Source organism: Sneathiella litorea (assembly GCF_009882915.1).
Classification (GTDB): Bacteria; Pseudomonadota; Alphaproteobacteria; order Sneathiellales; family Sneathiellaceae; genus Sneathiella; species Sneathiella litorea.
In genome coordinates this window covers 191,939-204,820 of sequence record NZ_WTUW01000001.1, presented here as the reverse complement: position 1 = coordinate 204,820, position 12,882 = coordinate 191,939, and the positions used below count along the sequence as shown (strand labels likewise).

At 48.5% G+C, this 12,882-nt stretch carries 11 protein-coding genes and 1 tRNA gene; 9 read left to right on the top strand and 3 right to left on the bottom strand.

The features are described from left to right. Positions 1-17 precede the first annotated feature (17 nt). The 4 genes from GQE98_RS18350 (at position 18) to GQE98_RS00950 (ending at position 4,369) form a co-directional block, all read left to right on the top strand. On the top strand, positions 18-1,760 hold the full coding sequence (locus GQE98_RS18350; RefSeq protein WP_161313684.1) for a tetratricopeptide repeat protein: 1,743 nt from the start codon (positions 18-20) through the stop codon (positions 1,758-1,760). A gap of 13 nt (positions 1,761-1,773) precedes the next feature. Then, on the top strand, positions 1,774-2,628 hold the full coding sequence (locus tag GQE98_RS00960) for a 4-(cytidine 5'-diphospho)-2-C-methyl-D-erythritol kinase (RefSeq protein WP_161313683.1): 855 nt from the start codon (positions 1,774-1,776) through the stop codon (positions 2,626-2,628). 83 nt (positions 2,629-2,711) lie between these two features. After that, positions 2,712-2,786, top strand: a tRNA-Gln gene (locus GQE98_RS00955). A 536-nt stretch (positions 2,787-3,322) separates the two neighbouring features. Beyond that, positions 3,323-4,369: a TRAP transporter substrate-binding protein gene (locus GQE98_RS00950; protein WP_161313682.1), complete on the top strand. Its 1,047-nt coding sequence runs from the start codon at positions 3,323-3,325 to the stop codon at positions 4,367-4,369. Positions 4,370-4,443: 74 nt separating this feature from the next. On the opposite strand, the gene GQE98_RS00945 is transcribed toward GQE98_RS00950, so the two are convergent. Then, a complete protein-coding gene (locus tag GQE98_RS00945; RefSeq protein ID WP_161313681.1) occupies positions 4,444-5,238 on the bottom strand; it encodes an IclR family transcriptional regulator in 795 nt (264 codons plus the stop codon). A 173-nt stretch (positions 5,239-5,411) separates the two neighbouring features. Here GQE98_RS00945 and GQE98_RS00940 point away from each other — a divergent pair, with 173 nt between their 5' ends. From GQE98_RS00940 to GQE98_RS00920, 5 genes are all read left to right on the top strand, one after another. After that, positions 5,412-6,320: a CoA transferase subunit A gene (locus GQE98_RS00940; protein ID WP_161313680.1), complete on the top strand. Its 909-nt coding sequence runs from the start codon at positions 5,412-5,414 to the stop codon at positions 6,318-6,320. Then, entirely contained in the window at positions 6,310-7,116 is an 807-nt protein-coding gene (locus GQE98_RS00935) for a CoA-transferase subunit beta (RefSeq protein ID WP_161313679.1), read from the top strand. Before GQE98_RS00940 ends, GQE98_RS00935 begins: the two co-directional genes overlap by 11 nt. Then, positions 7,116-8,327, top strand: a complete 1,212-nt coding sequence (locus GQE98_RS00930) for a CaiB/BaiF CoA transferase family protein (RefSeq protein ID WP_161313678.1) — start codon at positions 7,116-7,118, stop codon at positions 8,325-8,327. Before GQE98_RS00935 ends, GQE98_RS00930 begins: the two co-directional genes overlap by 1 nt. 126 nt (positions 8,328-8,453) lie before the next feature. Then, positions 8,454-8,990: a TRAP transporter small permease gene (locus tag GQE98_RS00925; RefSeq protein ID WP_161313677.1), complete on the top strand. Its 537-nt coding sequence runs from the start codon at positions 8,454-8,456 to the stop codon at positions 8,988-8,990. After that, complete coding sequence (locus GQE98_RS00920) at positions 8,987-10,264, top strand: TRAP transporter large permease (protein ID WP_161313676.1); 1,278 nt, start codon at positions 8,987-8,989, stop codon at positions 10,262-10,264. Before GQE98_RS00925 ends, GQE98_RS00920 begins: the two co-directional genes overlap by 4 nt. 338 nt (positions 10,265-10,602) lie before the next feature. Here the strand turns inward: GQE98_RS00920 and GQE98_RS00915 are convergent, their stop codons facing one another. Together GQE98_RS00915 and GQE98_RS00910 are read right to left on the bottom strand one after the other, a co-directional pair. Further along, the gene (locus GQE98_RS00915) at positions 10,603-11,238 is read right to left on the bottom strand and encodes a FecR family protein (RefSeq protein WP_161313675.1); all 636 of its coding nucleotides are present in this window, start codon (positions 11,236-11,238) and stop codon (positions 10,603-10,605) included. A 162-nt stretch (positions 11,239-11,400) separates the two neighbouring features. Next, positions 11,401-12,459 (bottom strand): carbohydrate kinase family protein, encoded by a 1,059-nt coding sequence (locus GQE98_RS00910; RefSeq protein WP_161313674.1) that lies wholly within the window; start codon positions 12,457-12,459, stop codon positions 11,401-11,403. Between the last annotated feature and the right edge of the window lie 423 nt (positions 12,460-12,882).

The following is a 12,882-nucleotide window of genomic DNA, read 5'->3' as shown; positions in this document are numbered from 1 at the left end:
ATATGGCAGGCGCGGGCGTGAAGAAGTTTAAACTGGTCTTTGGTGGTATTATTCTGACTGCGGCGCTTGGTGCGTGTGCGGCAAACAGTGCGTCAAGCGAACGTCACTCCTTGCCGCTTTCTTTCCAGGACGCCGGCGGGACGACGGACGTTTTCCCATCGTCATATTTTGGCGAGTATCTAGCGGGCCGGGAGGCTTTGCGGGAACAGGATGCAACCGCCGCGCTTGGTTATTTTGAAGATGCCTTGCGCGACCAAGGTGATGACGATGTTTTGCTGGATATCGCGCTGCAGGCGGCCCTTTCCAAGGGGGATATAGAGCGCTCTAAGTCCCTGGCCTCCAAGCTGATTGAGCAGGATGTCAATAGTTCAAGTGCTTATCTTGTCTTGGCTATCGAGTCACTGAGTCAGAAGGACTTTTCCGCCGCTCGGGGTTATCTTGAGAAGACAGCAGACAATGGGTTTAATGTCTTGCTGAAACCTTTGCTTATGTCCTGGATAAAACTAGGGCAGGGGGACATAGATGGCGCGTTTTTGGAACTTGACGCGCTCGACAAATACAATGGCTTTGACGCGCTCAAACAATATCAGTCGGCTTTACTAAGCGATGTTTCTCAGGATCAGGCGCTAGCAGATCAACGCTATGAGACAGCACTGGCCGGGCCTTCTGGGCGGGCGGTTCGCCTCATTCAGGCTTATGGCGCCTATCTTGATCGGACTGGCAGACGGGATGATGTTGAGAAGCTCTTTGGAGACTATATTGAAAAATACCCGCTTAGCCCGACGATCCAGCTAGAGTTTGCCGCTCTGGAAAAGGGACAGTCACTCGAGCCAATTGTGAAAGATCCTGTTGAAGGTGCCGCGGAAGCCCTTTATAGCGCAGCCTCCATTATCGGTCAGGAGCGTGCAGTTGGTGTCGCCGCGACATATGTTTATTTTGCCTTAAAGCTAAAGCCGGAATTCCCCATGGCGCGGATGCTGCTTGCGGAAACTGCTGAGGATCGGAATAAATGGCAGGAAGCATTCGATCTTTACAGTGAGATTAACCCCAAGTCCGCATACGGAAAAAATGCCCAAATTCGTACCGCTTGGGTAACCTACAGGCTGGGGCGGGTCGCAGAAGCGAAAGAGCGGCTTGAGGCAGTCGCGGCGGAATATCCGGTTGATATCGAAGCGCTTGTTGTTCTCGCAGATGTCAGTCGGGACTCGAAAGACTGGAATGAGGCCGCGCGAAATTATGGCCGCGCAATTGACCGTCTCTCTGAAATTCTGGAAAGGCATTGGTCCCTCTTTTATGCGCGGGGCATAGCCTACGAGCAATCCAAACAGTGGCCGCTTGCCGAAGCTGATCTCCTGAAATCACTTGAACTTCAACCCGACCACCCTCAGGTTCTCAATTACCTTGCTTACTCATGGGTGGATCGAAATGAGAATCTGGACCAGGCGAAAGACATGTTGATCAAGGCAGTCTCTTTGCGGCCACGTGACGGCTATATTATCGACAGCCTCGGCTGGTTATACTACCGGCTCGGAGAATATGACGATGCAGTTGTACAGCTTGAAAAAGCGGTCTCGCTGGAAGCTGCCGATCCGACGATTACGGATCATCTTGCGGACGCTTACTGGCGGGTGGGTCGTCGGGAAGAGGCGCGTTATCAGTGGCAACGGGCGCTCTGGCTTGATCCTTCGGAAGATCAGATTCCCCTGATTCAGGAAAAACTGAAATCCGGCATCAAGGATGACATCAAAGCTCAGAAGTAGTTTAGTAGGTCGTATGATTACAGCCATTGCCCGCGCCAAGATTAATCTATTTCTCCATGTCACAGGCAAACAACCGGACGGGTATCATCTGCTTGAAAGTCTGGTGGTTTTTCCAGATGGAGGCGATGAAATAACGGTGAGTAAGAGCAAGGATCTCTCACTTGAAGTCATTGGTCCCTTTTCTCACGCGATTGGAAGTACGGATGAGAACCTTATCCTGAAAGCGGCTCAGTTGTTGAAATCAGAGAGCGGGACAGATCAGGGTGCGCACATAACTCTGGTAAAGAACTTGCCGGTCGCCGCTGGAATAGGGGGCGGATCCTCTGACGCGGCGATCACGCTGAAAACTCTTAACGGCTTGTGGGGTATTGATTTTTCTGATGACAAATTAAGTCAACTTGGGTTGACGCTTGGCGCAGATGTTCCAGCTTGCCTGTATGGGAAGCCTGCGATCATGTCAGGAATAGGGGAACAGTTAGCGAAAATTGATCATTTCCCAGAGTTTGATATTTTACTGGTTAATTCAGGATTAATGGTTTCAACCCGGGATGTCTTTTCCCGGCTGGAAATTTCCCGGCAGCCTTCAAGTGATTTTTGTTTTGAGGATATGACGCGCAATGAGCTATTTTCTGCGCTCGCGACCATGCGAAATGATTTGGAGGAGCCCGCCTGTCAAATTGCGCCTGTGGTTAAGTCAACACTTTCCGCGATAAGAGGCCAGAAAGAGTGTCGCCTCGCCCGGATGAGTGGCAGCGGTGCGACATGCTTCGGATTATTCGAGACAGAACGGGCCGCGCAGATGGCGAAAAATGCCATACAATCGCACCATCCTGATTGGTGGGTACAGACGATGGCCGTCGGACTCTAGGGGCGGACATTTCATCTTTTCCCTATTTTTTCAAATTTTGGCTTGAGCTTAGTCGGACCTTTGGATAGAAAGAGGCTCCTCATTGGGGTGTAGCCAAGCGGTAAGGCAGCGGGTTTTGATCCCGTCATGCGCAGGTTCGAATCCTGCCACCCCAGCCAGAACCTCATTTCACCTAGTCCAATATCATTTATAAATGATGATATATCGGTTTAAGGTCTCCTGTATTACCCTATAGGCTCTCTGACGCAAAAGGTATGTACCTAGACGTTAGGTTTAATTGCAGTAAATACTGGCGGTATAAATATTGTTTCGTCGACATGGAAAATCAGCTCGCGCATTTTTCTGGAAATAAAGTTGTTAAGGCTTATGACCGAGCGCAATTCTTCAATGACCAAAAAACCATGATGCAGGAATGGGCTGATTATATAGAGGGCGTCGCAGATTGAATTGTGCGCTCGTATTCTATTTAACCTGCACTAACCTGACAACAAAGCCCCCTTTATTATTCCAGCTATGTTGCCCATCAATCGGGCAAATAGATTGCAAGCCAGGTTGGAGGCTATAAGTCGTTTAGCTGGAAATTACCAAAATCGTTTCAAAATAAGAATGCCCGCAAAGAGTGGTAGACAAGATTATTGTGATATGTTGTACTGAGAGAACATTGTTCTGTATATAGAACATACGGAGGGAGAAAATGATAAAAAAGTTTAGGACTATCTCACGGCTGCTCGTCTTGGGCGCAGGGTTTCTCGGTTGCTTAGTCTCTTCTGTTGCAAATGCGGAAGATAAGGTTGTTTTGAAGGTGGCGGATATCTTTCCAACAACGCATTACATATTGCTAGAGGGAACACAAAAATGGATGGACAAGGCGGTTGAGCTGAGTGAGGGGCGTATTGAGTTTCAGTATTTTCCAGCGCAGCAGCTTGGTAAGGCCAAGGATATCATGAGCCTTACTAAATCTGGTGTTGCTGATGTGGGAGCTATTATTCCGGCATATGTACCTGAGAAACTGCCTTTGTCTGCGGCCGGTGAATTGCCGGGTATGTTTAATACTGCCTGTTCAGGCTCAAACGCTCTGGCAGAATTAACAGCGCCGGGTGGAATTCTTTACGAGCAGGAATTCAAGCCACAGGGGTTTCATGTTCTATATACCAATATGCTGGCGCCCTACACGGTTGTGACATCCGAAAAGGCGCTAAACTCTTACAAAGATCTTGCCGGTTTAAAGCTGTATGCGTCTGGTGATGCAAAGCATGAAACTCTAACAAAGCTTGGTGCAACGCCGATCCGGTTGAGCGGCCCTGAAATTTTTGAGGCGGTCGAACGTGGAACCTTGGATGGAGCTATGCTTGCCTATATTGGGCTGCCGCCTTATAGCTTGGATGAAGTGATGAAGTATGGTCTGACGGGGGTTAATTTTGGCAGTACAACCGTTACCTATGGCATGACGACCGAAAAGTGGAATTCGCTCGATTCTGAAATCCAAAAAGCATTAACAGATGCGGCGGCATATGCGAGTAACGCGCTTTGCAGCTACAGTGATAGTATGAATTCCAAAGCCCTGGAAGATCTGAAAAGTGGGGGTGCGCAAATTCATGTAATCGGAGGAGATGAGGCTGCGGCACTGAACAGGGAGCTGGAACCAGTTATCGAAAATTGGACGAAGGTTCTGGAAGAGCGGGGGAAACCCGCGAAAAAGGTCATAGAGCAGTACCGTGAAGCTGTGTCTAAACACGAATAATCGATTAATGGAGAACGGGCCGATAAGAATGCCTCGTTCTCCATCTTTTGGGGTTTGTGCAAAATCAAGCTAGTTTACTTGGGTGGTTTGCCGCCGATAGCGACTGTGATCTCATCTGACGTACTACGTAAAGCATTGCCAAAGTGTTCAAGTCGCCCTTCGCTTAATGTGGAGGTGGTTGCCGCGCATGCAATGACTCCAATAGGTTCGCCCATTACGTCGAAAATTGGGGCGGCAATAGCATCAATCCCCTCCAGATTTTCTCCATGTCCAACCGCATAGCCGCGCGCGCGAATTTTTTTAAGATCGTCAATAATTTCGGCGGGGTCGGTCATTGTTTTTGGCGTCAATGGAATGACCGAAACCGAATTGACGAGCTCCTCGGCTTCCCTGGAAGGTAAATAGGCTAGTAGGGCTCTTCCTGAAGCACTATGGGTGATCGGAATTCTTGTGCCTATTGATATAATAACACGCACGTCGTCTGCACAATCCTGTCTGTCGATTACCAATAGACGATTAAAATTGACACGTTGCTCCAGCACGACACTTAAGCCGGAATTCTCTACAAAATTCTGCAGATAGGGTCTGGCGACATGTATTAGGCTCAAGTCCTCAACAATAGTTCGAACAAATTCAAGAAAAATTGGGCCAAGCGAGTATTTTTTTGACTCTATGTCAAATAGTACGAAACCATGAAGCTGCAGGGTTTTTAGAATAGCATAACAATTACTTCTTGTTAGGCTTAGGTCTTTCGCTATTTCTGCCCCGGTCGCACGTTTATTGGCTTTCAAATAATGAAAAATTCTGATCGTACGTTCAACTGCCGGTACAGAATAACGTTTAGTATCATCAACATCTTTGTACGACATGCACTTCTCCAGTAAAGCCAAGAATACGCATAACTTCCACAAGCTGCTTGAGCAACAAAATTATCCATGGATTAGTTGACGGCTTTCTCAAGCAATGATAATTGTATTGTATATAGATCATAGTTCTATATAGAGAACAAAAAAGCCAGAAGAATTTGTCTTGGGAGAATTTTGTGGGCACTCGTACCAGTAAGTTAAGTTCAATTGATTTGGCGCTTGATGGGCTAGAAGATGGTCAAACTCTGATTATAGGGGGATCATTGTTTCACAATAAGCCGATGTTTCTTGTGAGAGAAATTATCCGGCGGCAGATAAAAGATCTGATCGTTGTTTCAGTTCCACAGGCATCCATAGATGTGGATTTACTTATTTCGGCGGGCTGCGTCGCGGAGGTGAGGGTTCCTTATATGGGATTTGAGTATCTGGGCCTGGCGCCTGGCTTTCGAAAAGCAGCCAGCGACGGAAAAATTCGGGTCTGGGAATGCGATGAAACGCATATTCTGGCTGCTCTCGAAGCATCTGCCAGAAAACTTCCCTCTGGTATCGCTAAGGCAGGTGTCGGAACCGATGTGCATCGACTGAATCCTGACCTGAAACTTGTTAAAGATCATATCTCCGGTGAGCCGTTGACGGCTGTAGCAGCATTGAAGCCGGATTTGGCAATCATGCATGCTGCCGCAGGCGATAAGTACGGGAACCTCCGGTATTCGGGCTATTCATTTGCGGATTTGATGGTAGCGGAGGCGACACGACAAGGGGGCGGTAAGGTTGTGGCCAGCGTTGATGAGGTAGTTCCTAATGCGAGTTTTACGAAGGATCCTTTCCGAACAAACATTTCGTGTATGTTGATCGACCACGTGATTGAGGCTCCTTATGGCGCCTATCCCTGCTCTTCTCACGGCAGCTATCAGTTCAACGAAGCGGCAATCGTCGAATATCTCAATGCTTCCAAAACTGAACAGGGGACGTTGGACTACATAGACGATCATGTCATGTCCGTACCAAGCCACGATGAATATCTAGATAAACACGTAAATTTACATTCGTTAATTGAAGCGAAGGCGAAAACCTATGTCGATTGAAAGTTCACCCGTAGCCTGGCCGGAATTGGCCGCATTTGTCTTGAGCAAGGAACTGGGGGATGGCGAGATAGGTTCACCTGGAGGAGCGCGTAGCGAAATACCGCTTGCTGCAGCGCGTCTAGCGCAGCTAACACATGCCCCCAACCTAATGATAATTACCAGTGCCGCCGGGTTTGTGGCAAACAGTGTGGGGAAGGCGCCCGCACCCCTGTTCCACTCTACTATGGACTATAGAAATATATATGCCGGAACCGAGACGGTGTTGAACTTTATGTCGGTCTTCAACACACCAAGAGATTGGTTTTTCGCTGGCGGTCTTCAAGTCGACAGCTTTGGCAATCTCAACATGACCGCAATTGGAGACATCAAGGCGCCTAAGTTGAAAGGACCCGGTGGAGCAGGCCTGTCTTACGCGAGCTCGGTTGCTCGGCGATATTTCATCTATATGCAACAGCATTCCAAACTATCGTTTGTGAACAAGCTCGATTACGTCACGGCGATGGGATATGGCAGCGGGCCGGGCGATCGCGAAGCGCTTGGTCTTGTTGGCGGAGGACCAGCACTTGTTTTCAGCCCAATGGCCGCAATGGATTTTTGTAACGTCACTAAACGTATGCGATTGCGATCGGTGCATCCAGGGCACACCGTGGAAGAAGTGCTGGACAATACCGGTGCCGAAATCATTGTTCCGGAAGACGTTCCGACAACAGCCTTGCCGGATGCAGAGACAATAGAAATATTGCGTACGAAAGTGGACCCCTCCGGTGTGTTACAGAACTTGAAGGGAGCGAGATAATGGCTGATGTAGCGCAACAACCACTTCAGGGAGTCAAGGTTCTTGATCTGGGCCGTGCGTTGGCGGGACCTCTTTGCTCATTGATGCTCGGCGATCTCGGTGCGGATATAATAAAAATTGAACCTCCCGGACTGGGGGACGACAGCCGCGCGTGGCCACCCTTCCAAAATGGGGAAAGTACCTATTTTGTGAGTGCCAATCGTAACAAAAGAAGCATTGTGCTGGACCTCGGGAAAGAAGAGGGGCGCGATGTCTTCCGGAAGATGGTTGCCTCCGCTGATGTCGTGGTCGAGAATTACCGGCATGGTGTGATGGATGGTTGGGGAATTGGCTATGAGGCACTTCGCGAGCTCAATCCCGCACTGATTTATTGTGCAATCACCGGATTTGGACGGTCGGGACCATATGCGACGAAACCGGCAACCGACATATATATGCAGGCGTTTGGTGGATTGATGAGTGTTACCGGAGAGGTTGATGGAGGACCCATTCGTACCGGTGTGAGTATTTGCGACTTGACGACCGGTATGTTCGCTTCCCTCGGGGTTACGGCTGCATTGCAGGCCCGTAATATAACCGGTACAGGACAGCTTGTTGATACTTCTTTGCTGGACGGCCAGGTTACTTACCTTTCCTATCTTCTGACTGCATTTGGCGCAACGAATGAAGTGCCTGTTAAGTCTGGATCAGGGCATCCAAGTGTTGTGCCCTATCAGGCATTTCAGGCTAGCGATGGCTGGGTATCTTTGGCCGCATTTAACGATCGTATATGGAGACGCGCGGCGATTGCCATGGAACTAGAGGATCTTGTTTCAAATCCGCTGTTTACCACGAATGTGGATAGAGTGAAAAATCGGGATACGTTAATTCCAATCCTGCAGGAACGCTTCCTTACCAAGTCTGTGCAGGAGTGGGTGAGCATTATGGAGAACAATGACGTCCCTCTCGCTCCTGTAAACACTGTAGAAGAAGTCATGAAGCATCCTCAGGTAATTCATCGGGAAATGGTACAGGAAATTGAGCATCCTACTGCGGGTAAGTTCTCCGTTTTTGGCTTTCCGATGAAATTTTCAGATACCCCCTGCGCCTACAGATATCCTCCTCCGGCATTGGGTCAGCACAGTGATGAGATACTCGGTGAGTTTGGTTATTCGGAGCAGGAGATCGCGGAACTAAGTGGCAAGTCTGTCATTTCTACCGCAAAAGAGTAAGTCTGAAACAATTGATGTGAAAAGAGTCAGCTATCGAGGTTAGGACTTGAGCAGACTATTTTGACCAAGAGAATGTCAAAAAATTAAAAACAAAGTTCTGCGGACTATCCCTGAAAAGGAAGCGATATGGGGCAACTGAATAATCTCTTCTATAATGTTGAGCGATGGTTGATGATCGGTGCTGCTGTCTGCCTGGTCACGATAATGGTTGTGATGGTGTCTGATGTAGTCATGCGTTATTTGTTTAATTCCCCAATTTCCTGGGCGTTTGAAGTTCTTACCAGATATTTGATGCTGGGATCCTTTTTCTTCGCGGTTTCGCATACGTTAGAAAAAAATGAGCATCTGTATGTCGAAATCTTTCATCGAATGATGCCGGTGCGTATCGGTCAGTTTTTGCTTGGTTTGGCCTACGCCTTTACCGCTGTTGTATTGGCGGGGGCCAGTTGGATGAGTTATCTGGTTGTACGGGAGAATTGGCTGAATAACGAATTCACGGCCGGTGGGATCAGTTGGCCACTGTGGACATCGACGATAATTATTTCCGTTGGTTTAACCCTACTTACCGCCAGAATGGGACTCGTTTCCATTATGCGGTTTTATGTGGCTTTTGGGGCGGATACAGATAACAAGATCTCCAGTCAACTGGGGGATTCGCAATGACAACGACGATTACCATTGCATTGCTTGTCATCCTGCTTGTTATCGGCTTGCCGGTTGCTTTTTCTCTGCTTCTGTCTGCTGCCGTCGGCTTGTTCCTGATCGGAGGACCAGGTTTAGTATTGGGTATTCTACAAACCACCCCTGGTACGGCTGTTTCAAGTTACGAACTCATCACGATCCCAATGTTTATTCTGATGGCTGAGTTCATGATTGTTAGCCGGGTCGCTGATGAAATGTTTGAGCTGATTGGCCGGTGGGTTCGTCGGTTGCCAGGCGGGCTTGCGATTGCAACGGCAATATCCGGCGCGGCGTTCGGGGCCGTTTCCGGTTCCAGTACCGCTGCGGCAGCGACATTATCTGCCAGTTCTGTACCTACAATGATCAAGCATGGCTACGACGCGCGGTTTGCGTCCGGTGTCGTTGCAATTTCAGGCACTCTTGCAATGCTCATTCCTCCCAGCATCGCTTTGATCCTCTATGGGTTGCTCAGTGGAGAGAGTATTGCGGTCTTGTTGATTGCCGGTATCGTTCCCGGCCTTATGGTCCTGACAGTGATTATCTTGACTGTTTTCACATTGATATGGATACGGCCATCTTGGGCACCAAAAGTGGAAGAGAAGTTTTCCAAGGAAAATCACTCCGTCGCGGCCCTTTTATTCTTACTACTTTTCCTGGTTGTCACCGGCGCCATCTATCTCGGTATTGCGACGCCAACCGAAGCCTCTGCTATAGGTGCGTTCGGGGCGCTTTTTATCGCGGTGGGAAGGGGGAACACTAATTTCGGGATGTTAAGGCAAGCTGTTTATCGCGCGTTGCGAACGACTGCGATGATCGGTGCAATTATCATAGGGGCGCAGGTATTTGGCTATTTTTTGACCATTACCCAGATCCCGAATCTGATCATTAGTCACATTGGCGGTCTGGATTTTCCTTCTTGGGTTATTTTGATCGGAATCATATGTATCTATCTCGTCCTTGGGATGTTTCTGGATCAAATCGCCATTCTCATCCTAACCGTTCCCATCATGCTCCCACTAATTGTCCATTTAGGTTATGATCCAGTGTGGTTTGGTGTGTTGATTGTTGTTTTGGCAGAAATAGGGCTGGTAACGCCTCCTGTTGGGATAAATGCCTTCGTTGTTTCCCGGTATACAAATGTACCTTTAGAGGACGTGTTTATCGGCGTAATCCCTCACATATTGGCGCATTTCGTGGTTATTTTGCTTCTCGTTTTGTTTCCTGCGCTGGTCCTTTGGCTGCCGAACACAATGTAAAGCCAGTCAGTTAGTTAGCGCTGCAACGTAAATAAGATGTAATTGTCACAGCCTCGAATAATAATTCGTCTCATTATTTGTATGCAGAGATAGTTGAAAGCTCAATGTTTGAGCTGTCAGGTATTAAGAAACCTGCCAACTCTCCTCCCTCCTATATCTCGCCCTATGTATGTATAATTCATGCTTCTCCAAGCTTAATCGCGGGCGCCGATAATCCCGATGTCGAAAGCGAACGCCGCATTGCATATCTTTAGGGCGACAGGGATTGGGGGCGCACTACTTTTTTTATGATCACCTGCAGGTATTTCTAGATCAGAGGAAGCGGAATTTTGCAGTCCCTATCTAAATGTAATGGTCGCAACTGCAGCCTGAGCGCGTGCTGCATCCCATACGGTAACCTCACCGGGAGTTTTATTGATACCATCGAGATTTACACCGGTTCCCGGGGTGCTGACAATCCGTCCCCCTTCGGCATTAAAGATGACAATCGTCCCTTCAAACAGATATATTCCATAAGTTCCCTGCAGAGGCCCTCCCCAAAAATCAGTGCCGCGCACTCCGATTGTTGCCGCGCTGCTTTTGATCTCCACCTGCTTGTTCTTCATTTCACTTATTTTGCCGGTGATAAAGCGGAAGGGACCCTGAAGCGCACCAATTATGGCCTTGCCTATGCTATTGTCCGGGTCATAGATATATTGATCAACTTCAATGCGCGCATTTTCGCCTATCAGGAGAGTTGTTCCATCCATAAACGTAATTTCTATGCGGGCCATATCCTCGGAGTTGATCTCGTCGTTCTCCATTATTATTGAGCCGACTTCCATTGGAATGGTCTTACCATCGCGCACTATGGTCGCATTACTTTGCAGGCGAGTAACTTCGCCGACTTCCGGGTTGGCAGCTATGCTGACGCCGGCTGAAGCAAGTTGAATTCCTATAACCAGCGAAAAAATCACAAACAAATTCTTAAACATACCGCTCTCCTAGAGTATAAAATCGAGCCATGAGGGGCGACCAGACCATAACGTGATATCAACTCATACGAAGCTATTACGTTAAAGGATCACATAGTCATAAAATATTCAGGCTGAGCAGAGGCAGCAAAAGGGGCTATAAAATTTTAGCCGCCTGTAGGGCTAAGCACAGACGGCAGCGTCTATCTCTGTTTTTTTAAGCAACCCTCCTTGCGTATCTGGCGCCGCAATTACAGAGAGGGCGTTTGCTGTCGCCGCCTTGAGGCATATATCGAGGTCTTTGTTAACGGCCGCATAGGCAGAAAAAGTTGTTGCGAACGCATCACCGGCGCCTGCTGTATTGCTTACTTCTGATTTGCCAGCGGGATGAAAGCGAATGCCGTCAGGCGTTCCTGCATAGGCCCCCTCGGCACCATTGGTGACAAGAACTATTTTGGGTCCGATTTTGCATACTTCCCGTATAAAACTTTCAAATGACCGTCCGCCCAGGCCCTTCTCTAAAAGTTCAGGGCCATCTCCACTTATTCTTTCAGACTGCGCCAGTTGACCCTTGGGCAAGAGTGTAAGAGCAAGCTGTTCAGCCTCGACGGCATTAATCGACAGTAAGTCGACATGGGATAACGCCTCGATAATGTCACCGGACCAATAGGTAATCTGGCGGATACCAGGGTTTGTCGCAACAAAGGCACCTGCTTCCTTTGCCAGGCGGGTAATTTTCGTAAGGCAGGCAGCGGAGTTGCCGGAGAGGCTGGCGATATACACAAGATTTCTGTTTTTAAAGAGATCCGGTTTAATCTCGTCATCACGGAGCGCAGTATTGGATCCTCGGTTCGTGAAGATGGTTGGGTTGCGAACATGGGACATGACCATAATCGCCTGGCCAGTCGGTAAGTTATCGTCCGTTATCATCAGCTCGGTATTGATTTTCTCCAATGCGAGTACGTCCCTAATTTTATCGCCCTCCAAGTCTTTGCCGATCCGAACGAGAGCGGTCGTCTGGTATCCAAGCCGCGCTAAAGCTACGGCTGAATTAGTCCCGCCTCCACCAACTGAAGACTTGATGGAGCTTACATCTATTTTCCGGCCTTCCTCGAGTAGTAGAAAAGACGACGTGGCGTTATGCATGGTCATCCGTTCGATATCCCGGTCATCGACCGAGGCAATAACATCAATAGTTGCCGATCCAATTGTAAGCGCGTTTAACCGGGAGAAATCTTTCATATTGCTTTTGAACCTGTTCCCTTATTGCCGATGTTCCGAGGGGTCTCTTATCAAGATAACCTGCATTGATAGCATAAACACCTTCGGGTGTAGCGGGCGAGCATAAAAACATGAGCCCCTATATTGTTTACATGTCCGGCCACTTCGGTACTGTTTTCAGTTGGAGCGTTAACGGCCAAAGAACTCCAAAGACGATATCACTCGGCGATCGTTAGTGGTCCTTGGATCTTAGCTCTAGCCGTGCCGTGCTGGAGAATTGGATGAGTGATTTCATCGATATGCAGCAGAGGCGAGATTGGGACATTTTGACCTCCATCTGCCAGGGAGGACGCTCGTGCATAATACAAGGATTGGGGAAAGGAGCAATTATTCTGCCGCGGGTTGGCAGGGGATTAAAGTCTGTTTAGCGCAATTACTGATTGT

Coding starts and splice junctions, on each gene's coding strand:
- GQE98_RS00960 (WP_161313683.1), top strand. CDS start 1,774: ATGATTACAGCCATTGCCCGCGCCAAGATTAATCTATTTCTCCATGTC.
- GQE98_RS00950 (WP_161313682.1), top strand. CDS start 3,323: ATGATAAAAAAGTTTAGGACTATCTCACGGCTGCTCGTCTTGGGCGCA.
- GQE98_RS00945 (WP_161313681.1), bottom strand. CDS start 5,238: ATGTCGTACAAAGATGTTGATGATACTAAACGTTATTCTGTACCGGCA.
- GQE98_RS00935 (WP_161313679.1), top strand. CDS start 6,310: ATGTCGATTGAAAGTTCACCCGTAGCCTGGCCGGAATTGGCCGCATTT.
- GQE98_RS00930 (WP_161313678.1), top strand. CDS start 7,116: ATGGCTGATGTAGCGCAACAACCACTTCAGGGAGTCAAGGTTCTTGAT.
- GQE98_RS00925 (WP_161313677.1), top strand. CDS start 8,454: ATGGGGCAACTGAATAATCTCTTCTATAATGTTGAGCGATGGTTGATG.
- GQE98_RS00920 (WP_161313676.1), top strand. CDS start 8,987: ATGACAACGACGATTACCATTGCATTGCTTGTCATCCTGCTTGTTATC.
- GQE98_RS00915 (WP_161313675.1), bottom strand. CDS start 11,238: ATGTTTAAGAATTTGTTTGTGATTTTTTCGCTGGTTATAGGAATTCAA.
- GQE98_RS00910 (WP_161313674.1), bottom strand. CDS start 12,459: ATGAAAGATTTCTCCCGGTTAAACGCGCTTACAATTGGATCGGCAACT.